The sequence below is a fragment of the Terrabacter sp. MAHUQ-38 genome (genome assembly GCF_014518425.1).
Lineage (GTDB): Bacteria > Actinomycetota > Actinomycetes > Actinomycetales > Dermatophilaceae > Terrabacter.
Genome location: NZ_JACVCU010000005.1, coordinates 118,864 through 141,077 on the forward strand (window position 1 = coordinate 118,864; position 22,214 = coordinate 141,077).

Genomic DNA, 22,214 nt, shown 5'->3' on the forward strand with positions numbered 1-22,214 from the left:
CTGGAGGGATGATGGGTCGAGCGGCGGTATCGGTGCAACGGGTCGACGAGGGCCTGCACTCGCAGTTCATCGAACTGTGGATCGCGCACCGGATCGAGGGCGGCACGACGCCGGAGGCAGCACAGCGCCTCGCGCTCGATGGAACCCTACGGAATGCCTTGCAGCGCAACGACATCTGCGCCTTCCTCGCCTCCACCGAGGGTCGCCCCGCGGGCTACGTCGTGCTCGCCGACTCGACGCGCAGCCTGCTCGTCGACTCACCGTGCGTGTCGATCGACATGCTCTTCGTCCACCCCGACCTGCGCCGGCAGGGCGTCGGCAAGGCGCTGCTCACGGCCGCCAGCAGGTACGCCGACCGTCAGGGGTGCGAGCACCTGGCCAGCGCGGTTCCCGCAGGCGACCGGGACGCCAACCGGTTCTTCGCCCGTCTCGGGTTCGCCCCCGAGACGGTGCGTCGCGTGGCGTCGGCGGCCACGCTGCAGCGCAAGCTCGCGGGGGAGCCGCGCACCCAGAAGGTGTCCCTCGACCTGCTCCAGCGGCGCCGTGACCTGCGCGCCCGGGCACCCCGGCGCGGGCCCAAGATCGCGGGCTGAGCCCGCCGGGCACCGGTGCCGGGGTCAGGCTCCGGGGGCGGCGTCGCGCAGCAGGCAGGTGATCCGCGACGTGCAGACGCGTCGACCGTCCTCGTCGGTGACGACGACGTCGTAGCTGACGAGGGTGCGGCCGGCGCTGAGCAGCGTGGCCGTGCCCGTCACGACGCCTGCCCGCGCCGCGCGGTGGTGCGTCGCGTTGATGTCGAGGCCGACCGCGACGCGGCCCGCGCCCGCGTGCATCTGCGCGCCGATCGAGCCGAGCGACTCGGCGAGCACGACGCTGGCGCCACCGTGGAGCAGGCCGTAGGGCTGGGTGTTGCCGGCGACCGGCATCGTCGCGACGAGCCGTTCGGGCGTGGCCTGCGTGATCTCGATGCCCATGCGCTCGAGGAGCGTCCCCGTCGCCATCTCGCGCATCGACTCGAGCGCGCTGTCCGTCGCGGTGTCCGTGGAGTCCGTCATGCCCGCGATCGTATGCCGCTCCGGGGGCCGTCCTGCGGTCACCGTGCCCCGGGTCACGGCGTCGGTGGGCGCCACTAGGGTTGCGGGTGTGAGCCGACTTCTCCTCCTCGACGGACACTCGCTGGCCTACCGCGCGTTCTTCGCGCTGCCGGCCGAGAACTTCTCGACCGTGACCGGGCAGCACACCAACGCCGTGTACGGCTTCACGTCGATGCTGATCAACATGCTCCGCGACGAGCAGCCGACGCACGTCGTCGTCGCGTTCGACAAGTCGCGCCAGACCTTCCGCACCGAGCAGTACGCCGAGTACAAGGCCGGGCGGGCGCGGACCCCCGACGAGTTCCGGGGGCAGCTGCCCCTCGTCAAGGAGGTCCTCGACGCCCTGCGCATACGGTTCGTCGAGCTCGACGGCTACGAGGCCGACGACATCATCGCGACGATCGCGACCGAGGCCGACGGGCAGGGGGTGGAGGTGCTCATCTGCTCGGGCGACCGCGACACCTTCCAGCTCGTGTCCGACAACGTCACGATCCTCTACCCCGTCCGCGGTGTCTCCGAGGTGTGGCGCATGGGTCCGACCCAGGTCGAGGAGAAGTACGGCGTCCCGCCGACCCGCTACAGCGACCTCGCCGCAATGGTCGGCGAGACCTCCGACAACCTGCCCGGCGTTCCCGGGGTCGGGCCCAAGACGGCCGCGAAATGGATCACGCAGTTCGGTGATCTCGAGGGCATCGTCGCCGGCGTCGACCAGATCAAGGGCAAGGCGGGCGAGGCCCTGCGCGAGCACCTCGACCAGGTGCTGCGCAACCGCCGGCTCAACCAGCTCGTCAAGGACGCCCCGGTGGGCATCGGCGTCGCCGACCTCGAGCGGGCGCAGTGGGCGCGCGAGGAGGTCCACGAGGTCTTCGACCGGCTCGAGTTCCGGGTCCTGCGTGACCGGCTCTTCTCCGAGGTCGAGGCGAGCGAGCCCGAGGCCGAGTCCGGCTTCGAGGTCGACGGGACGGTGCTCGCGCCCGAGGCCGTGCCCGACTGGGTCGCCGAGCACCTGCCCGCGGGGGAGCGGGCCGCGCTGTCGGTCTCCGGCACCTGGGCCCGGGGCACGGGCGACGCCACCGGCCTCGCGATCGCCTCACCCGACGGATCGGCCGCCTGGGTCGACCTCACGACGCTGACCCCCGAGGGCGAGACCTCCATGGCGTCCTGGCTCGAGGACGAGGCCCGACCCAAGGCCATGCACGACGCCAAGGGCCCGATCGAGGCGCTGACGGCCCGCGGCTTCACGGTCGCCGGGCTGACGAGCGACACCCAGCTCGCCGCCTACCTCGTCAAGCCCGACCAGCGCACCTACCACCTCGACGACCTCGTCCTGCGTCACCTCAAGCGCGAGCTGAGCGGTGTTGCACCCGCCGACGGGCAGGGGATGCTCGACTTCGACGGCGACGCCGACGAGGTGGCCGCGCACAAGGAGCTGGTGCGGGCCACGGCGGTCCGCGACCTCGCCGTCGTCCTCGACGAGCAGGTAGCTGCCACAGGCGGTTCCGACCTGCTCGCCGACATGGAGCTGCCCCTCGTCGAGGTGCTGGCGCGGATGGAACGCACCGGGATCGCCGTCGACGTCGACGGGCTCGACGACCTCGAGCAGGACTTCGCGGCCAAGGTGGCGCAGGCACAGGAGGACGCCTGGGACGCCATCGGTGGCGAGCGGATCAACCTCGGGTCGCCCAAGCAGCTGCAGGAGGTCCTCTTCGGTCAGCTCGGCATGCCGAAGACGAAGAAGACCAAGACGGGATGGACCACCGACGCAGATGCGCTGACCGACCTCTTCGCCAAGACCGGTCACCCGTTCCTCGAGGCGCTGCTGCGCCACCGCGACTCCGCGAGGCTGCGCAGCACCGTCGAGGGGCTGCAGAAGTCGGTGGCCGACGACGGCCGGATCCACACCACGTACCTCCAGACGATCGCGGCCACGGGCCGCCTCAGCTCGACCGAGCCCAACCTGCAGAACGTCCCGATCCGCACGGAGGAGGGGCGCCGCATCCGCGAGCTGTTCGTGGTCGGCGAAGGCTTCGAGTCGCTCATGTCGGCCGACTACTCGCAGATCGAGATGCGGGTGATGGCCCATCTCTCGGGCGACGCGGGGCTCATCGAGGCCTTCCGCACCGGTGAGGACCTGCACCGCTACGTGGGGTCGAAGGTCTTCGGCGTCGCCCCGGAGGACGTGACCGCGGCGATGCGGTCCAAGGTCAAGGCGATGTCCTACGGCCTCGCCTACGGCCTGTCGGCGTTCGGCCTGTCGAAGCAGCTGACGATCAGCACCGAGGAGGCCCGCGGCCTCATGGACGGCTACTTCGAGCGTTTCGGAGGCGTCAGCGAGTACCTCCGAGAGGTCGTCGCCGAGGCGCGGGGGACGGGCTGGACGGCCACCATGTTCGGTCGGCGTCGCTACCTGCCCGACCTCACCTCCGACAACCGGCAGCGACGCGAGACCGCCGAGCGGATGGCACTCAACGCGCCCATCCAGGGGTCGGCAGCCGACATCATGAAGGTCGCGATGATCGGGGTCGACCGCGCGCTGAGGGCGGGCGGCGCGAGCTCGCGCATCCTTCTCCAGGTGCATGACGAGCTCGTCCTCGAGATCGCAGCAGGGGAGCGTGACGACGTCGAGAAGCTCGTGCGCGAGCAGATGGGCAATGCCGCGGAGATGGACGTGCCCCTCGACATCAACGTCGGTGTCGGTCGCTCCTGGCACGACGCTGCCCACTGACGCGCGTCAGGTCACGATCGCGCATCGGCCATGTCGGTTGCGTCACTTCGACTCGCGCCTGTGAGGAGCCATCAGCATACTGACCGGTAACTTGCACCCGTCACCGGAGACGGGTGCTTTTACTGTGAGGTGGACATGGTCAGAAACCTGGTCACAGGTCTGTGTCTCGCCGTCTTCGCGGCGGTCATCATCGGGATGAGCACCCTGCTCGGTCTCGACCTCGAGCACGTCGCCCTCCTCGGGGCTGCTCTCGGCGGCGTTCTCGGGCTCGTCCCGCACCGCCACGCGTGGGGCAAGGTGGCCGGCTTCCTCGCCGGGTTCCTGCTCGCCTGGGTCGGCTTCGCCCTCCGGGCGGCCGTCCTCCCCGACGCTTCAGCCGGTCGCGCCGTGGCCGCCTTCGTCGTGGTCGCCCTCATCACCGCCGTCGCGGCCGTGAGTGGGGACCGCCTTCCGCTGTGGAGCGGTCTCGTCGGCGCTGCGTCGATCGTGGGGGCCTACGAGTCGGTCTACACCAACGCGCCCTCGCAGTTCCTCACCGAGTCCCCGGCTGCCGCCACCACCGTCCTGCTCGCCGTCGGCCTCGGCTACCTTGCGACGAATCTTCTTGCGCCGCAGTCGATCCCGTCCCACGAGACAGTACGGCCGGTAGTCCACCGGCAGGACGCCGCAGACCCTGGGCCCAACACCACGCTCGACGACCTCGTGACGGGGGCGGCCCAGTGAGCAAGCGGACTCTCGCCAGCGTCGTCGCCGGTCTGGCGACGACGCCAACCCTGGTTCTCCTCGCTGCCGCGCCCGCAGCCGGCAGCGGCTCGGACAACGGCTCGGTCAAGGTCTCGAACACGGAGACCGTTCAGGCCTACCTCGACGCGACCGGGAAGGTCGATGCGGCACGTGTCTACGAGCAGGTGGCCATGCAGGGCCGAGGCACAGTGGATCTCAAGAACCCCGTCGAGGCGCGGGGCCTGCGCAACCTCGACGGATTCAGCCGCTTCGAGGTCAGGGACGGCGTGATGGTCGGCCGCTTCGACGTCGACGGCGAGCAGCGCCTGCGCACCGTGAGCGACTACTCGAAGAAGCTGCCCCTCGAGGTCCAGGCGGCGTACGCCCTCGACGGCAAGCCTGTCGATCCGGGCGACCTCCTCGGTCGCAGCGGGCGACTCGAGGTGCGCTACACCGTCAGGAACGTGACCGGCACGTCGCAGGTCGTCAGCTTCGACGACGGCACCGGCGCGACCATGACGGCGACCGAAGACGTCGTCATCCCGATGGTCGGCTCGCTCTCGACGACGCTGCCCTCGACGTTCACCAACGTCTCCTCCCAGGAGGCGAACCTCGCCGGGGACGGCCGTGGCGGCACGAGGCTGACGTTCACGATGACGCTCTTCGGCCCGATCGGTACGCCGACGGCGACCTTCGGCTACGCGGCCGACATCGTCGACGGCACCCTGCCCAAGGCAGCCGTGTCGGCCCTGCCGGTGAGCCCTCTCGACAGCCCGTCGTTCAAGGGTGGCGCCGCGAGCTACAAGGGCGGCGCCACGACCGGTGCCACGCTGACCGCGGGGGCGACCGAGATCGACGCCAACCTGCTCAAGCTGCGCGACGGAGCGAGCACCCTGCTCGCCGGCCTGATCCAGCTGCGTGACGGGGCCAAGAAGCTCGACGCCGGTCTCGGCTCCCAGGCGCTCACGGGGTCGCGCGACCTCGCGACCGGAGCCGGCCAGCTCAAGGACGGGACGTCGAAACTGCGGTCCGGTGCCGATGCGGCGAAGGACGGCTCGTCCAAGGTCGCCGACGGCGCCACCCAGGTCGCCGACGGCAACGCGAAGGTGGGCGCCGGTGCACAGAAGCTGAGCAGGGGCGCGGCCCAGGTGGACGACGGCGCCGGACTCGTCGCAGGCGGGCTGCGCCTTCTGGGCGACAAGGCCCCCCAGCTGCTCGACGGTCTCGCGCAGGTGGCGGACGGGCTGGACCAGGTCGATGCCGGCCTGACCCAGCTCTACGACGGCGTCGGTGGTCTTCCGGACCAGGCGAAGCCGCTCCACGCCGGAATCGCAAGGCTCCGGGCAGGTCTCGGGGACAAGGGCCAGTCCGGAACGCTCATCGACGGCGTGGACCAGGTCCGTTCCGGTCTGACCGCAGCCACGAAGGACGGCGGGAGCCTCGACCAGCTCATGGGTGGTGTCAACCAGTCCAAGGGCGGGGTCGACACGTCGAAGGGGGGCGTCGACCAGGTCCGCTCCGGACTCCAGGGAGCGCTCTCGGTCGGCGGTGGCATCGACCGGCTCGACGGTGGCGTGGCCCTGGCGAAGGGCTCGGACTGCGGGGTGGTCTGCAAGGGAATCCTCGCGCAGGTCCAGGTGGGGCTCGGCGAGCTGCGGACGAAGACGAAGGCGGGAGCCGACGGTCTCGGTCAGGTGTCCGATGGTCTCGGTCAGGTCTCCGGTGGTCTGGGCCAGGTGTCCGGTGGCCTGTCGCAGCTCAAGGGCAAGCTCAGCGACGCGGCTTTCGGGCTCGCCAAGGTCGAGTGCGGCCTCAGCAACACCACGCTGTCGGTGTGCGATCCGCAGGTGCCGGGGCTGCTCGAGGGTGTCGACCTCGTCGACGCCGGCGTGTCCACGCTTGTCGACCGTGTTGTCACCAAGGTGCAGAGGGGCCTCGGCGCGCCCACTGATCAGCCGAACGACAAGACGCTGCGTGGGGGCATCAACGGTCTCCAGTCCGGCGTGGACCTGCTCGGTCTCGGCGGCCTCGACCTGCTCGATGCAGTCGACGCCCTCACGGTCGGTGCAGACGCGGTCCACGGGGGGACGTCGCAGATCGCGACGAAGTCCAAGGTCCTGGCGGTGGGCGCCACGAAGCTCGCGAACGGGTCGAGCGACCTCGCGACCGGTGCGGGTCGACTCGATGCGGGCGTCGGCAAGCTCACCGACGGTGCGGGCAAGCTCGACGAGGGCGCGGCCCGGCTCGCGGACGGCGCGGGACGGCTCTCGGACGGTCTCGTCGACGCGGCATCCGGCACGAGCCGGCTCGCGGCCGGCCTGACCGATGCGGCGGCCGGTGCTCCGCAGCTCGAGGACGGTGCTCAGCGCCTGTCCGACGAGGGTACGAAGAAGCTCGTCGCTGCAGGCAAGGCGACGGCATCCGACTACGGCCAGAAGTACGCCCTCATCGAGATGGGTACCCGCCGGGCGAAGGCCGAGGGCATGGCCTACGGCGCGCCGCAGGATGCGGTCGGGGCCACGGCCTACTCGTTCGAGCTCGCAGGCGTCGACGGTGCGGGCCCGGCCAACCTCGGCCGGGCGGCAGGCGCGGCCGCGGTGTTCGGTTTGGCGGGTGGGACGGTGCTGCTCCGGCGCCGCTTCCTCTGACCTCGACCGCCGAGAGGCCACGAACCATCCGGTTCGTGGCCTCTCGGCGTTGTCGAGCGGGACAGGCGGTGGGTGGGAGCTCAGGCGGGCTTGCGGCAGACGAACACTGCCGTGCCAGGGATGATGCGCCCGCGCAGGGGAGACCAGCCGCCCCAGGGGGCGTCGTGGCCCCGAGGCCACTCGGGCTCCACGAGGTCGACGAGGACGAGCCCCGCCGCCGCGATCTCGCGGACCCGGTCGCCCAGGGTGCGGTGGTGCTCCACGTAGGTGGCCCGACCCCGCTCGTCCTGCTCGACGTACGGCGTGCGGTCGAAGTAGGAGTGCCGAGCCGTCAGGCCGTCCGGCCCCGGGTCGTCGGGAAAGGCCCACCGCACCGGGTGCGTGGTGGAGAAGACGAACCGGCCGCCCGGGCGCAGCACTCGCGCCGCCTCGGCCATGACGACGTCGGAGTCGGCGACGAAGGGCACGACGCCGTAGGCCGTGAACACCGAGTCGAAGACGCCGTCGGCGAAGGGCAGGGCCCGTCCATCGCACTGGGCGAACGGCACGCGCGCCACGGAGTCGACGGCGGCGTTGACGGCGACACCCGTGGCCACCATGCCGGCGGACAGGTCGGTCGCGACCACTGTGGCCCCGTGCGCGGCGAGCCAGCGCGAGCACTGCCCAGAGCCGGCCCCGATCTCGAGGACGACCTGGTCCCGTGGGTCGCCGAGCAGGTGGGCGTCCTCCTCGCGGAGGCGCTCGGGCCCCCAGACGAAGTCGGTGTCACCGAGGAACACGCCGTGCTCGACGTAGTAGTCGGTGGCCTCCGCGTCCCACCAGGTCCGGTTCGCCGTGGCCGTCTCGGTGGCGGGAGCGGGGCGGCGCGTGGCCTCGGACGGCGTGCTCACGGCATACTCCCGCTCTTTTGACCCGGTACTGACGGCGCGGATAGGATTGCCGGGCACATCCGTGTGCGCAGTGTCACTGCTGCACCTGTCCACGAGGACACCGGGGCTCCGAGCCGTCAGGCGCGTCGCCGCGAGGTCCCCAATCTAACTGTCCACAATCGGAGTTCCTACTACATGACTGCCAACACGGTCGAGAAGACCGCGCCTGAGATTGCCATCAACGACATCGGCTCTCAGGAAGACATCCTTGCGGCGATCGACGCCACCATCAAGGACTTCAACGACGGCGACATCGTCGAGGGTCGCATCGTCAAGGTCGACCGGGACGAGGTCCTGCTCGACATCGGCTACAAGACCGAGGGCGTCATCCCCTCGCGCGAGCTGTCCATCAAGCACGACGTCGACCCGGGCGAGATCGTCAAGGTCGGTGACGAGGTCGAGGCCCTCGTCCTCCAGAAGGAGGACAAGGAAGGCCGTCTGATCCTGTCCAAGAAGCGTGCGCAGTACGAGCGCGCCTGGGGCACGATCGAGAAGGTCAAGGAAGAGGACGGCGTCGTCACCGGCACCGTCATCGAGGTCGTCAAGGGTGGTCTCATCCTCGACATCGGCCTGCGCGGCTTCCTTCCCGCCTCGCTCGTCGAGATGCGTCGCGTCCGCGACCTGCAGCCGTACGTCGGCAAGGAGATCGAGGCCAAGATCATCGAGCTCGACAAGAACCGCAACAACGTGGTCCTGTCGCGCCGTGCCTGGCTCGAGCAGACGCAGTCCGAGGTGCGCACGACGTTCCTCAAGGAGCTCCAGAAGGGCCAGGTCCGTTCGGGCGTCGTGTCCTCCATCGTCAACTTCGGTGCGTTCGTGGACCTCGGCGGCGTCGACGGTCTCGTGCACGTCTCCGAGCTGTCGTGGAAGCACATCGACCACCCGTCAGAGGTCGTCGAGGTCGGCACCGAGGTCACCGTCGAGGTGCTCGACGTCGACATGGACCGCGAGCGTGTCTCCCTGTCGCTGAAGGCGACGCAGGAGGACCCGTGGCAGCACTTCGCCCGCACGCACGCCATCGGCCAGGTCGTCCCGGGCAAGGTCACCAAGCTCGTCCCCTTCGGTGCGTTCGTGCGTGTCGAGGACGGCATCGAGGGCCTCGTCCACATCTCCGAGCTGGCCGAGCGCCACGTGGAGCTGCCGGAGCAGGTCGTCAACGTCGGCGACGAGATCTTCGTCAAGGTCATCGACATCGACCTCGAGCGTCGTCGTATCTCCCTGTCGCTCAAGCAGGCCAACGACCAGTCCGTTCCGGTGTCGGAGTTCGACCCGACCCTCTACGGCATGGCCGCCGAGTACGACGAGCAGGGCAACTACAAGTACCCCGAGGGCTTCGACCCGGAGACGAACGAGTGGCTCGAGGGCTTCGAGTCGCAGCGCGAGAAGTGGGAGCGGCAGTACGCCGAGGCCCACGCCCGCTGGGAGGCCCACAAGGCCCAGGTCGACGCCGCGACGAAGGCCGACGCCGAGGCTGCGGCCAACGCCGGCTCCGCGACGTCGTACTCGTCCGCGACCGGTGACGTCGCCGACGCGGGTGACACCGACCGCGACCGTGGCCAGCGCAGCGCGCCGGCTCCGGCCGAGGGCACGCTCGCTTCCGACGAGGCGCTCGCCGCGCTTCGCGAGAAGCTGACCGGCAACTGAGCCCCACCGCTCAGGGCTGATCGCTCTGAAGGAGCCCCGGACCCATGGTCCGGGGCTCCTTCGCATTGCCACGCCCGTCGAGGGCTCCAGGAGTTCAGACACGCGTCGAAAGCCCGACGCACCAAAGCCGCATTCCGTGCAAATGTGTGGCTAGGTTGACGGGGTGCAGTCACCGGAGACCGTTCCACCCGACGAGCCTCGACACGGAGCCGGCGCGCCCGCACCGGTCGGGCCGCCACCGCGGCGATCGAGCGGACGGGCCTGGGAGTGGACGCTCGCGGCGCTCCTGCTCCTGCCCAACCTCGTCCTGCTCATCGTCTTCACGTACCGCCCGCTGCTCGACAACATCCGGCTGTCGTTCACGGACTGGAACATCAGCTCGCCCATCGCCAACCCGGTCGGGCTCGCCAACTACATCGAGTGGTTCGGTCGCGATGACACCCGGGTCGTCGTCCGCAACACGGTGGTCTTCACCGTGGCCACCGTCGGCATCTCGATGGCGCTCGGTCTCGGCCTCGCGCTGCTGCTCGACCAGAGGCTCAGGGGTCGCAACCTCGTCCGCTCGGTCGTCTTCGCGCCGTTCGTCATCTCGGGTGCCGCGATCGGGATCGCCTTCCAGTTCGTCTTCGACCCGCAGTTCGGCCTCGTCCGTGATCTGCTGACGCGCGTCGGCGTGACCTCGCCCGACTTCTACCAGCAGTCGGGGTGGGCGCTGTTCATGGTGACGGTCACCTACATCTGGAAGAACCTCGGCTACACGTTCGTCATCTATCTCGCTGCGCTGCAGGGCCGCCGGGCCGACCTCGACGAGGCGGCCGAGATCGACGGGGCGTCGGCGTGGGCCCGGTTCCGGCGCGTCCTCATGCCGCAGCTGCGGCCGACGACGTTCTTCCTGTCGATCACGGTGCTGCTGAGCTCGGTGCAGGTCTTCGACATCATCAACGTGATGACCCGTGGCGGTCCCGCCGGCAACGGCACGGCGACGCTCGTCTACCAGGTGTACCAGGAGACGTTCGTCAACCAGCGCGCCGGCTACGGCGCGACGGTGGCGACCATCATGTTCGTCATCCTGTTGGCGGTCACGGTGGTCCAGGTGCGCTTCATGGACAAGGGGCAGAGGTCATGAGCACCCCCGCCATCGTCGGGACGCTCGACGACGAGACGACCACCACGCCGCGTTCGCGCCGCCGGCGCCGCGACGACGCCCACGGGGCCGAGGCCGGGACGCACCACCGCGGTCCCGTGTGGACCGTCCTCGGCTACGCCGGCATGGTCCTCGTCGTCCTGCTCGTCGCCGTCCCACTGTTCTGGATCCTCATCACCTCGTTCAAGGAGCGCGGCGACATCTACGTACGCCCCGCACAGTGGTGGCCCGAGCCGGCGACCGGCGAGAACTACCACGAGCTGACGACCCGGATCCCGTTCTTCGACTACGTCCGCAACTCGGTCATCATCACGTCGGCGACCTCCGTCGCGAAGATCGTCCTCGGCGTCCTCAGCGCGTACGCCCTGTCCCTGCTGCGCTTCCCGGGGCGTGGGGTCGTCTTCCTCGTCGTCATCGCGGCACTCATGGTGCCCAACCAGATCACCGTGATCAGCAACTACGCGCTCGTCGCACAGCTCGGCTGGCGAAACACGTTCCAGGGCATCATCATCCCACTGGCGGGGGTGGCGTTCGGCACCTTCCTGATGCGCAACCAGTTCCTCAACCTGCCCGGCGAGATCATCGAGGCCGCCCGGCTCGACGGGGCCGGCCCGATGAAGCTGCTGTGGCGCGTGGTCCTGCCCATGTCGTGGCCGACGCTCGTGGCGTTCGCGCTCATCACCGTCGTCAACGAGTGGAACGAGTACCTCTGGCCGTTCCTCATGTCCGACGACGAGACGACCGCCCCGCTTCCCGTCGGCCTGACCTTCCTGCAGAACAACGACGGCGTCACGAACTGGGGCCCCGTCATGGCCGGCACGGTCCTCGCCATGCTGCCGATCCTCGTGCTCTTCCTCTTCCTCCAGCGCCAGATGATCAAGGGCCTGACGGCCGGCGCCGTGAAGAGCTGACGCGCGGGTCAGCACCCACGACCCACCGCAACCACCACTACAGGGAAAGGCACCATCCATGAACGAGTTCTCACGTCGAGGCTTCCTCGGTCTCGCCGGTGCGGCCGGTGTCGCCGGCCTCTCCGCCTGCGCCGGCACCGGTACGGCCCCGTCGTCGGGCGCCGGGGGCGGCTCGAGCAACACCATCGAGTTCTGGAGCAACCACCCCGGCAACAGCAAGCCGGTCGAGCAGCAGATCATCAAGGCGTTCGAGGCGGCCAACTCCGGCCTCAGGGTCAAGCTCGTCGACGCGGGCAAGAACTACGAGGAGGTCGCGCAGAAATTCAACGCCTCCCTCGCCGGAGGGCAGCTGCCCGACGTCGTCGTGGTCTCCGACGTGACGTGGTTCAACTTCGCGCTCAACAAGCAGCTGGCCCCGCTCGACGACCTGCTCTCGGCCGCGAAGATCGACACGAGCGACTACGTCGACGCGCTCTACAACGACTACAACCTCGACGAGAAGCACTACGCGCTGCCGTTCTCCCGCTCGACGCCGCTCTTCTACTACAACAAGGACCTCTGGAAGGCGGCCGGTCTCGAGGACCGCGGCCCGAAGGACTGGGACGAGTTCCTCACCTGGGCGCCGAAGCTCAAGGCGGCAGCGGGCTCCGACACGATCGTCATGGAGCTGCCCGACGGCTCCAACTACCTCGACTGGGTCTTCCAGAACATCGTCTGGGGCTACGGCGGTGCCTACTCCAAGGAGTGGACGCCGACCTTCTCCGACCCCAACACCGTCAAGGCCGGGGCGTACCTGCAGGACCTCGCGAAGAAGGGCTTCCTCAAGCTGTCCAAGGACCCTGCGCCCGACTTCACCGCCGGAATCGTGGGCTGCAGCATGATGTCGACGGGCTCGCTCGGTGGCGTCACCAAGGACGCGAAGTTCGCCGTGGGCACGGCGTTCCTGCCGGGGGACGGCAACTGCCCGACCGGCGGCGCCGGCGTCGGCATCCCGGCGAGCCTCTCCGACGAACGCAAGAAGAACGCCCTGAAGTTCATCGAGTTCCTGACGAACGCGCAGAACACCGTGACCTTCACGCAGGCCACCGGCTACATGCCCGTGCGCAAGTCGGCGGTCGAGCTGCCGGAGGAGAAGGCGTTCCTCGAGAAGAACCCCAACGCCAAGACGGCGATCGACCAGCTGCCCAAGACGCGTTCGCAGGACAACGTCCGCGTGCTGCTCCCCGGTGGCGGCGCCCGCATCGGCAAGGCCCTCGACCAGATCGTCCAGGGCCAGGACGTCGGGACGGTCTTCAAGGCGCTCGACGCCGAGAGCCAGCAGGTCTTCGACTCGCAGATCAAGAGCAAGCTCGGCGCCTGAGGCGCCTTCGTTCGACCAGCACGACCCGGCCGTATGCCGTCCGGCGGGCACCCGCTCGTGTCCGCCAGACGGTGTACGCACTGACCAGAACGACCCGAGAGGCCATCGATGGCAACCGTGTACTTCGACGAGGCGACTCGTCGGTTCTCCAAGGACGATGCCCCGGCGGTCGACGGCATCACCCTCGACATCGCCGACGGTGAGTTCCTCGTCCTCGTCGGCCCCTCGGGCTGCGGCAAGTCGACGACGCTGCGAATGCTCGCGGGCCTCGAGCCCGTCGATGGCGGCCGGATCCTCGTCGACGGACACGACCAGAAGGGCGTACGGGCCCGCGACCGCGACATCGCGATGGTCTTCCAGAGCTACGCGCTCTACCCCAACATGACCGCGGCCCAGAACATGGCCTTTGCGCTCGACAACGCGAAGGTGAGCAAGGCGGAGACGAGGCAGCGCGTCGCCGAGGCCGCCAGGATCCTCGAGCTCGAGCCCCTGCTCGACCGCAAGCCCGGCCAGATGTCCGGTGGCCAGCGCCAGCGCGTCGCGATGGGGCGCGCGATCGTGCGCAACCCCAAGGTCTTCTGCATGGACGAACCGCTCAGCAACCTCGACGCCAAGCTGCGTGTGTCGACGCGCTCACAGATCGCGGGCCTGCAGCGTCGCCTCGGCATCACGACCGTGTACGTGACGCACGACCAGGTCGAGGCCATGACGATGGGCCACCGGGTCGCGGTGCTGCGCGACGGCAGGCTCCAGCAGGTCGACACACCGGAACGCCTCTACGACAGCCCGGTCAACACCTTCGTCGCGTCGTTCATCGGCTCGCCGGCGATCACTCTCGTCGAGTCAGAGGTACGCGAGGGCGTGGCGCACGTGCACGGGGTTCCCGTGCCCCTCGACCGGGCCGTCGCCGGGAAGGCGGGGGAGAAGGCCGTCATCGGTCTGCGCCCGGAGTCGTGGCACGTCGTCGCGTCGCCGACGAGCGGCTCGAACGGGTCGGCGGTCGCCCTCAACGTGGAGCTCGTCGAGTCGCTCGGGTCCGAGTCGTTCGTCTACGGCCGGCCCGCAGGCGCCGGTGAGGAGGCGGGCCGGGTGACGGTCCGCCTCGACAAGCGCACTCACCTCACGGTCGGCGACGTCGTGCACGTCGAGCCGAACCGGGGCGAGGTGCACGTCTTCGACGCGTCGACCGGCGATCGGATCGAGGCCTGACATGAGCTCGCGCCCCGGCCCGTGGGCGTCGGGCCGCTTCGACGTCGAGGGCCACCGAGGGGCCAAGGGGCTGGTGGTCGAGAACACCCTCGCGAGCTTCGCGGCGGCCTACAGCGCCGGGGTGACCGGGGTGGAGCTCGACGTGCGGCGGACGGCGGACGGCCACCTCGTCGTCTGGCACGACCCCGTCCTGCTGCCGCTCAAGTGCCTTCCGACAGGTCCTGACCTCATCGGTGCGCGCGTCGCGGACCTGACGCTGGCCCAGCTGCGCACCGTCGACATCGGCAGCCGGGCCCTTCCGGGGTTCCCCGGCCAACGCACGTCGCCGGGGGCCCGGATCGCCACCCTCTCCGAGGTGTTGCGACACGGGCTGGCGCGCGCCCCTGACGTGTGGTGGACGATCGAGGTCAAGGTCGACCCTCGGGACCAGCGCGAAGCCGACCAGCGCCAGGCGCTCGTCGAGGGCGTCCTGTCGATCGTTCATGACCTCGGTCTGGAGGGCCAGTGCTTCGTGCACTCCTTCGACTGGTCGGTGCTCGAGCTGTCTGCGCAGCTCGCCCCGGACGTGCTGCGCTCGGCCCTCGTCGAGGCGTCCGTGACGTGGCTGCCGGGCAGCCCGTGGACGGGCAGTGTCACCGTGGGGGAGTCTCACGACGAGGTGTGCGAGGGGGCGGCGGCCGTCGGAGCGCACGTCATCTCGCCCGAGCACGTGCTCGTCGACGCGGCGCTCGTCGACCGGGCGCACGCGCTGGGGCTCAGCGTGCTCCCGTGGACCGTGAACGACCCGAAGCGGATGGTGGAGCTCGCCGAGACGGGCGTCGACGGCATCGTGTCGGACTACCCAGACAGAGCCCTTGCGGTGCTGGCGCCAGGAGCATGAGCGGTCGGCCGAGTCGGCCGACCCAGGCAGCGCTCGCCCGGGTCCGGTCAGCGAGGGACCGGATCCCCGTGGTCCGGCCCCTCGCTCCCCCTCAGATGCCCCTGGGGGCCGGGAGCCGGGGCGCTCGTGGCACACTCGTGCGGTCGACAGTCGCCGGTGTCGGCGCTGCGGACGCCCGAGGGCAGCAGCAGGGTGGGGACCCCTGGACCCCACCCATTCACTAGAACGCCGTTCCAGCGAACTCATGATGCTTTTCGAAGGGCACGGATGTCAACAGACCGGGCGTACGACAACCGCTCGCGTGCAGAGGCGGCCCTCGCGACACGACGCCGGATCATCGACGCGGCACGCGAGATGCTGCTCCGTGACGGCTACCACGCGATGTCGGTGAGCCAGCTCGCCTCGTCCGCGGGCGTGAGTGCACAGACCGTCTACAACGCGATCGGCGGCAAGGCCGCCGTCGTCAAGGCCGTCTACGACGTCATGCTCGTCGGCGACGACGAACCGGTCGCGATGCAGGACCGTCCGGAGTTCCGAGCCATGTCCCAGGCACCCGACCGCGAGGGCTTCGTGCGCGCGTACGCGGCGCTGTGCGCCACCATCTACGAGCGCGTGGGCCCCCTGCTCGGCGTCCTCCTCGCCCAGGGCGCAGGTGGGGACGTGGGGCTGCAGGACTTCGTCGCGACCATCGACCGCGAGCGCCGCGCCGGTAACACCAACGCGCTCAACGCGCTCGAGCGAGCGCACGGCCTGCCGCTGCAGCTCGACCGGCAACGCTTCATCGACATCGTCTGGACCGTGACCGCACCCGAGATCTACGACCGGTTCGTGCGTCGCAGCGGGTGGACCCACGCGATGTATGCCGCATGGCTCGCCGAGGCGCTCGTCGCCATCTTCGACCGCGCCAGCGTCCGACCCGCCGCGGGCGTCGAGCTCGCCGCTCCGGTCGGAGCGTCCACGAACGCCGCACTCCAGGAGGACTGATCATGCCCCGTCAGATCGCGACCAACACCGCTGTCGACCGCGACGGGCTTCTCGACTTCGTGCGACCGCGGCACTCGATGGTCCTCGTCACGCAGCGGGCCGACGGCCGACCGCAGACGTCGCCGGTGACGGGCGGCGTCGACGAGCAGGGCCGCATCGTCATCTCGACCTACCCCGAGCGCGCCAAGACCGCGAACGCCCGACGGCGTCCCGCCGTCAGCGTCCTCGTCCTGTCCGACGACTTCGGCGGCGAGTGGGTGCAGGTCGACGGCGACTGCGAGGTCATCGACCTGCCCGACTCCGTGGAGGCGCTCGTCGGCTACTACCGCTCCATCTCGGGCGAGCACCCCGACTGGGACGAGTACCGCCAGGCGATGCGCGACCAGGGGAAGTCGCTGCTGCGCATCACGCCGACCCGGTGGGGTCCCATCGCGAAGGGCGGCTTCCCGGCGCGGCTGGCCTGAGCAGCCGGCCGCGTGGCGGCCCCTAGGCTGGCCACGTGCTGCGCGTCGGAGTCACCGGAGGCATCGGGTCGGGCAAGTCGACGGTCTCGCGCCGTCTGGCCGAGCTCGGCGCCCACGTCGTCGATGCGGATACGGTCGCCCGCGCGGTCGTCGAGCCGGGGGAGCCCACGCTCGACCGCATCCGCGGACGCTTCGGCCCCGACGTGATGCACGCCGACGGGTCGCTCGACCGGGGGGCGCTGGCGGCTCTCGTCTTCCCCGACCCGGAAGCCCTCGCGGCACTCGACGCCATCACCGGGCCCGCGATCGGCGAGCGGGTGGCGGCGCAACGCGCGCAGGTGCCGGACGGCGTGGTCTCCGTCTACGACATGCCGCTCCTCGTCGAGCGCGGGCTCTGGGTCCACGAGCATCTCGTCGTCGTCGTCGAGGCCGACGTCGAGACCCGGGTGCAGCGGCTCGTGGAGCAGCGTGGTCTCGGGGAGCAGGACGCGCGGCACCGCATCGCCGCGCAGGCCACCGACGACCAGCGACGAACGGTCGCCGACGTCGTCCTCGACAACACCGGCGTGCCGGAGGCGCTCGTCGCTGCCGTCGACGAGCTGTGGACGTCGCGGCTCGCGCCCTGGGAGGACAACCTCGTGGCGGGTCGCCGCAGCCGCGTGCCGGGCCGTGCCGCCGTCGTCGCCCCCCGAGCCGACTGGGACGCACGCGGCGCTCGCTTGGTGGCGCGGATCGGCGCCGCCCTCGCCCGCTCGGGGGTCGCGACCGAGGTGTCGCACATCGGGTCGACGGCAGTCCCGGGCCTCGCGGCGAAGGACGTCATCGACGTCCAGGTCGGGGTGCGCGACCTCGCCGACGCCGACCGCGACGACGTGCGTGCGTCACTGCGCGATGCCGGCTACGTCCTCTCCGAGGGAAACACGGTCGACACCCCGCACCCGACGGGTGCCCCGAGCGAGGAGTGGAGCAAGCGCTTCTGGGGCGGCTGCGACCCAGGGCAGGTCGTGCACGTCCACGTCCGCGAGCACGGCTCTGCCGGTTGGCGTTTCGCGCTCCTCTTCCGGGACTGGCTCGTCCACGAACCGGGTGAGCGGGACGCGTACGCCGCCGAGAAGCTGCGCCTCATCACCCTCGACGACAGGACGGATGCCTACGTGGAGGCCAAGGAGCCGTGGTTCGACGGTGCGTGGCATCGCGCGACCGACTGGGCCACGCGCACCGGATGGCAGCCCCGCTGAGCCCACCACCCGGCATACGGCAGCTCGCGGCATACCTTGGTGGCCCTCGGTGTTGAGCGTGACATGCGTGGTGAGTACAAGGTCCCCGGTGGCAAGCTCGTGGCGGTCGACGTCGAGGTGAAGGATGGGAGGCTGGCCGAGGCCAGCGTCTCCGGCGACTTCTTCCTCGAACCGGACGAGGCGCTCGACGACATCAACGCGGCGCTGACCGGGATGTCCGTCGACGCCGGCGTCGACCAGCTCGCGGCGGCAGTCACCGGCGCGCTCGCCGACGACGTCACCCTGATCGGCTTCACGGCAGAGGCCGTCGGCATCGCCGTCCGGCGCGCGCTCGGAAAGGCGACCGGCTGGGACGACCATGTCTTCGACGTCATCCCCGCGCGGGTGCTGCACCCGGCGATGCACGTCGCCCTCGACGAGGTCATCGCGCGCGAGGTCGCATCCGGGGAGCGTCCGCCGACGCTCCGGTTCTGGGACTGGGACAGCCCGCTCGTCGTCATCGGGTCGTTCCAGTCGGTGCGCAACGAGGTCGACCCGGACGGAGCGGCACGGCACGGCATCGACGTCGTGCGCCGGGTCTCCGGGGGTGGCGCGATGTTCATGGAGCCGGGCAACACCATCACGTACTCCCTCGTCGTGCCCACCTCGCTCGTCGAGGGCCTGAGCTTCGAGAGGTCGTACGCGTTCCTCGACGAGTGGGTCATCGGTGCGCTCGCCGACGTCGGCGTCAACGCCCACTTCGTGCCCCTCAACGACATCGCGAGCGACACGGGCAAGATCGGCGGAGCCGCGCAGAAGCGCTTCGTCTCCGGCGCCGTGCTGCACCACGTCACGATGGCCTACGACATCGACGCCGACAAGATGCTCGAGGTGCTGCGGATCGGCCGGGAGAAGATGAGCGACAAGGGCACGAAGTCGGCGAACAAGCGCGTCGACCCGATGCGCTCGCAGACCGGTCTCAGCCGCGCCGCGATCCTCGAGTCGTTCGCGGCGTCCTTCGCGCGGCGCTACCGCACGAAGGACGCCGACTACACGGCGGCTGAGCTGGCCGAGGCGCAGCGACTCGTCGACGAGAAGTTCGCGACGACGGAGTGGACACTCCGGGTGCCGTGACGTCGAGACGGGGCCGGCGGCTCCGACGTCTCCTTCGAAGCGGCAGACTGGCCGCCCCGACCGAAGGAGCCTTCCATGAAGTACGTCATCCTCATCCACTCGAACCCGCAGCCCTGGGGCCACCCGACGGGTGACTTCGTCGCCGAGGCGCTAGCCCGACCCCAGGAGGAGCGGGAGCGCAGCGGCGCCGCCTTCGACGCGATGCTCGAGGAGCTGTCGGCGAGCGGTGAGCTCAAGGGCGGCGAGGCTCTGGGCGACCCTGCGTCGGCACGGCTATACCGGTGGGACGCCGGCGGCACCGTCGCGACGGACGGGCCGTACGCGGAGTCGAAGGAGCACCTGGCCGGGTTCTTCCTGCTCGACGTCGCGAGCCGAGAGCGCGCCGAGGAGCTGGCTGCGCGGTTCGCGGGCCCGGGTGACACGGTCGAGCTGCGTCCGGCTCACGTCTGGGAGGAGTGAGCGGTGGGCGCTGTCGGTCGTGCGACGTACGGTTGAGCCATGCGTCCCACGACCGACCTCCAGCGCACCGTGTCACCCTTCGAGGTCATCTCCGACTACACCCCGAGCGGTGACCAGCCCACGGCCATCGCCGAGCTCGCGCGACGGGTCAAGGCGGGCGCGACCGACACCGTCCTGCTCGGGGCCACCGGCACCGGCAAGTCGGCCACCACGGCCTGGCTCATCGAGCAGGTGCAGCGCCCCACGCTCGTCATGGCCCCCAACAAGACGCTCGCCGCCCAGCTCGCCAACGAGTTCCGCGAGCTGCTGCCCAACAACGCGGTCGAGTACTTCGTCAGCTACTACGACTACTACCAGCCCGAGGCGTACATCCCCCAGACCGACACCTACATCGAGAAGGACAGCTCGGTCAACGACGAGGTCGAGCGGCTGCGGCACTCCGCCACCAACTCGCTGCTGACCCGCCGCGATGTCATCGTCGTCGCCTCGGTGTCGTGCATCTACGGCCTCGGCACACCGCAGGAGTACGTCGACCGGATGGCCCGGCTCAAGGTGGGCCAGGAGATCGTGCGCGACGACCTGCTGCGCCGGTTCGTCGAGATGCAGTACACCCGCAACGACCTCGCGTTCACGAGGGGCACGTTCCGGGTGCGCGGCGACACCGTCGAGATCATCCCCGTCTACGAGGAGCTCGCGATCCGCATCGAGTTCTTCGGCGACGAGATCGAGCGCATCTACACGCTGCACCCGGTGACCGGTGAGGTCGTCAACGAGGAGCAGGAGATGTACGTCTTCCCGGCGTCGCACTACGTCGCCGGCCCCGAGCGCATGGAGCGAGCGATCCGCGGCATCGAGCTCGAGCTCGAGGACCAGCTCGCGCTCTTCGAGAAGCAGGGCAAGCTCCTCGAGGCCCAGCGACTGCGCATGCGGACCACGTACGACGTCGAGATGATGCGGCAGGTCGGCTTCTGCAACGGCATCGAGAACTACAGCCGCCACATCGACGGCCGCACTGCCGGCTCGGCCCCGAACTGCCTGCTCGACTACTTCCCCGAGGACTTCCTCCTCGTCCTCGACGAGTCACACCAGACCGTGCCCCAGATCGGTGCGATGTACGAGGGCGACATGTCGCGCAAGCGGATGCTCGTCGAGCACGGCTTCCGGCTGCCGAGCGCCATGGACAACCGGCCGCTCAAGTGGGAGGAGTTCCTGGAGCGCATCGGCCAGACCATCTACCTGTCGGCCACGCCGGGGGAGTACGAGCTGGCCAAGTCGGGTCCGCCGGTGGAGCAGATCATCCGGCCGACGGGCCTCGTCGACCCCGAGGTCGTGCTCAAGCCGACCAAGGGGCAGATCGACGACCTCATGCACGAGATCCAGGAGCGCACGAAGCGCGACGAACGCGTCCTTGTCACGACCCTGACGAAGAAGATGGCGGAGGACCTGACCGACTACCTCCTCGACAAGGGCATCCGGGTCCGCTACCTCCACAGCGACATCGACACCCTCCGTCGCGTCGAGCTGCTGCGCGAGCTGCGCACCGGTGTCTTCGACGTGCTCGTCGGGATCAACCTGCTGCGTGAGGGCCTCGACCTCCCCGAGGTCTCCCTGGTGTCGATCCTCGACGCCGACAAGGAGGGCTTCCTGCGTTCCGCGCGGTCGCTCATCCAGACCATCGGTCGTGCGGCGCGAAACGTGTCGGGCCAGGTGCACATGTACGCCGACAAGGTCACGCCCTCGATGGAGCAGGCTCTCGACGAGACGAACCGTCGCCGCGAGAAGCAGGTCGCCTACAACACCGCGAACGGCATCGACCCCACGCCGCTGCGCAAGAAGATCGCCGACATCACCGACCTGCTCGAGCGTGAGGACGCCGACACCCAGGAGCTGCTCGGGTCCGGGCGCATGCAGTCGCGCGGCAAGAGCGGTGCCGGTCGTGGCGCGATGGCGGCCGACGTCGGCGTCTCCGCGGGTGGCTCCACCAACCGCCCGGCCGACATGGCGGCCGCGGACCTCGCCGGCCTGATCCAGGAGCTGACGACGCAGATGCACCAGGCCGCCGCCGAGCTGCACTTCGAGCTCGCGGCGCGCCTGCGCGACGAGATCGGAGACCTCAAGAAGGAGCTGCGGCAGATGAGCGCCGCCACCCGATGACGGCGCGGCGCTCTTCCGACCCGGGCGTCCCGGGTCGCCTGCGGGCGGCTGCGCTCGCCCTGCCCGGCGCCTGGGAGGACTCGCCGTGGGAGGGCGACGCGGTCGCCAAGGTGGGCGACAAGATCTTCGTCTTCCTCGGCGGGGAGTCGATCGGCGTCAAGAGCGCACGCACCCGCCAGGAGGCCGACGAGTGGTTGCACCGTTACCCCGACGACGCCTCCGTCATGGCCTACATCGGCCGTCACGGGTGGAACACCCTGCGGGTCGGTGGGGCGATCCCCGAGGACGAGCTGCTCGAGGCGCTGGAGACGTCGTACGAGATCGTCGTCGCAGGCCTGCCCCGCGGCAAGCGGCCGTCGTGACCAGGGGACGGGACCGACTTGAGGCTTGACCCCTGCGGGTGAAACACTCAGGCGTTCACGGAGGGGAGTATCCCCGAAACGACGGGCTCGTCATCACGGAGTGGGTCTCACCGCCGCTCCCGGTCCCGTCGGTCCCGGCCCGCAGGGTCAGGGCGGGAGAGACCTCCGGTTAC

The 22,214-nt window shown here is 69.9% G+C and carries 19 protein-coding genes; 17 read left to right on the forward strand and 2 right to left on the reverse strand.

Translation table 11 applies throughout. The features are described from left to right. The first annotated feature begins 8 nt into the window (after positions 1–8). Entirely contained in the window at positions 9–593 is a 585-nt protein-coding gene (locus tag H9I49_RS18580) for a GNAT family N-acetyltransferase (protein ID WP_188031883.1), read from the forward strand. Between the two features lie 24 nt (positions 594–617). Here H9I49_RS18580 and H9I49_RS18585 read toward each other — a convergent pair whose 3' ends face one another. After that, positions 618–1,055: a PaaI family thioesterase gene (locus H9I49_RS18585; RefSeq protein WP_188031884.1), complete on the reverse strand. Its 438-nt coding sequence runs from the start codon at positions 1,053–1,055 to the stop codon at positions 618–620. 88 nt (positions 1,056–1,143) lie between these two features. On the opposite strand from H9I49_RS18585, the gene polA reads away from it, so the two are divergent. From polA to H9I49_RS18600, 3 genes are all read left to right on the forward strand, one after another. Then, on the forward strand, positions 1,144–3,819 hold the full coding sequence (gene polA, locus H9I49_RS18590) for a DNA polymerase I (RefSeq protein WP_188031885.1): 2,676 nt from the start codon (positions 1,144–1,146) through the stop codon (positions 3,817–3,819). Positions 3,820–3,954: 135 nt separating this feature from the next. Beyond that, the gene (locus H9I49_RS18595; RefSeq protein ID WP_188031886.1) at positions 3,955–4,542 is read left to right on the forward strand and encodes a hypothetical protein; all 588 of its coding nucleotides are present in this window, start codon (positions 3,955–3,957) and stop codon (positions 4,540–4,542) included. Further along, positions 4,539–7,190: a hypothetical protein gene (locus tag H9I49_RS18600; RefSeq protein ID WP_188031887.1), complete on the forward strand. Its 2,652-nt coding sequence runs from the start codon at positions 4,539–4,541 to the stop codon at positions 7,188–7,190. The genes H9I49_RS18595 and H9I49_RS18600 overlap by 4 nt, the downstream gene beginning before the upstream one ends. A gap of 80 nt (positions 7,191–7,270) precedes the next feature. Here the strand turns inward: H9I49_RS18600 and H9I49_RS18605 are convergent, their stop codons facing one another. Continuing rightward, complete coding sequence (locus H9I49_RS18605; RefSeq protein ID WP_188031888.1) at positions 7,271–8,080, reverse strand: class I SAM-dependent methyltransferase; 810 nt, start codon at positions 8,078–8,080, stop codon at positions 7,271–7,273. Positions 8,081–8,254: 174 nt separating this feature from the next. Between H9I49_RS18605 and rpsA the strand changes: the two genes are divergently transcribed. From rpsA to H9I49_RS18670, 13 genes are all read left to right on the forward strand, one after another. After that, positions 8,255–9,763 carry a 30S ribosomal protein S1 gene (gene rpsA / locus H9I49_RS18610; protein WP_188031889.1) on the forward strand — a complete coding sequence of 503 codons (1,509 nt, stop codon included), beginning with the start codon at positions 8,255–8,257 and terminating at the stop codon, positions 9,761–9,763. Positions 9,764–9,926: 163 nt separating this feature from the next. Then, positions 9,927–10,889 carry a carbohydrate ABC transporter permease gene (locus H9I49_RS18615; protein ID WP_370587655.1) on the forward strand — a complete coding sequence of 321 codons (963 nt, stop codon included), beginning with the start codon at positions 9,927–9,929 and terminating at the stop codon, positions 10,887–10,889. After that, complete coding sequence (locus H9I49_RS18620; protein WP_188031890.1) at positions 10,886–11,818, forward strand: carbohydrate ABC transporter permease; 933 nt, start codon at positions 10,886–10,888, stop codon at positions 11,816–11,818. The genes H9I49_RS18615 and H9I49_RS18620 overlap by 4 nt, the downstream gene beginning before the upstream one ends. Before the next feature lie 58 nt (positions 11,819–11,876). Then, positions 11,877–13,178 carry an ABC transporter substrate-binding protein gene (locus tag H9I49_RS18625; RefSeq protein WP_188031891.1) on the forward strand — a complete coding sequence of 434 codons (1,302 nt, stop codon included), beginning with the start codon at positions 11,877–11,879 and terminating at the stop codon, positions 13,176–13,178. 108 nt (positions 13,179–13,286) lie between these two features. After that, positions 13,287–14,387, forward strand: coding sequence for an ABC transporter ATP-binding protein (locus H9I49_RS18630; RefSeq protein WP_188031892.1), 1,101 nt, complete (start codon positions 13,287–13,289; stop codon positions 14,385–14,387). A gap of 1 nt (position 14,388) precedes the next feature. Further along, positions 14,389–15,267 (forward strand): glycerophosphodiester phosphodiesterase family protein, encoded by an 879-nt coding sequence (locus tag H9I49_RS18635; RefSeq protein WP_188031893.1) that lies wholly within the window; start codon positions 14,389–14,391, stop codon positions 15,265–15,267. Positions 15,268–15,534: 267 nt separating this feature from the next. Next, a complete protein-coding gene (locus tag H9I49_RS18640; RefSeq protein ID WP_255524101.1) occupies positions 15,535–16,251 on the forward strand; it encodes a TetR/AcrR family transcriptional regulator in 717 nt (238 codons plus the stop codon). Positions 16,252–16,253: 2 nt separating this feature from the next. Further along, complete coding sequence (locus H9I49_RS18645; protein WP_188031894.1) at positions 16,254–16,715, forward strand: PPOX class F420-dependent oxidoreductase; 462 nt, start codon at positions 16,254–16,256, stop codon at positions 16,713–16,715. A gap of 35 nt (positions 16,716–16,750) precedes the next feature. Beyond that, entirely contained in the window at positions 16,751–17,953 is a 1,203-nt protein-coding gene (gene coaE, locus H9I49_RS18650; protein ID WP_188031895.1) for a dephospho-CoA kinase, read from the forward strand. A gap of 63 nt (positions 17,954–18,016) precedes the next feature. Next, on the forward strand, positions 18,017–19,066 hold the full coding sequence (locus H9I49_RS18655) for a biotin/lipoate A/B protein ligase family protein (protein WP_188031896.1): 1,050 nt from the start codon (positions 18,017–18,019) through the stop codon (positions 19,064–19,066). 75 nt (positions 19,067–19,141) lie between these two features. Beyond that, positions 19,142–19,525 carry a YciI family protein gene (locus H9I49_RS18660; protein WP_188031897.1) on the forward strand — a complete coding sequence of 128 codons (384 nt, stop codon included), beginning with the start codon at positions 19,142–19,144 and terminating at the stop codon, positions 19,523–19,525. A gap of 39 nt (positions 19,526–19,564) precedes the next feature. Continuing rightward, the gene (gene uvrB, locus H9I49_RS18665) at positions 19,565–21,679 is read left to right on the forward strand and encodes an excinuclease ABC subunit UvrB (RefSeq protein ID WP_188031898.1); all 2,115 of its coding nucleotides are present in this window, start codon (positions 19,565–19,567) and stop codon (positions 21,677–21,679) included. Next, on the forward strand, positions 21,676–22,041 hold the full coding sequence (locus H9I49_RS18670; RefSeq protein WP_188031899.1) for an MmcQ/YjbR family DNA-binding protein: 366 nt from the start codon (positions 21,676–21,678) through the stop codon (positions 22,039–22,041). Before uvrB ends, H9I49_RS18670 begins: the two co-directional genes overlap by 4 nt. Positions 22,042–22,214: the final 173 nt, after the last annotated feature.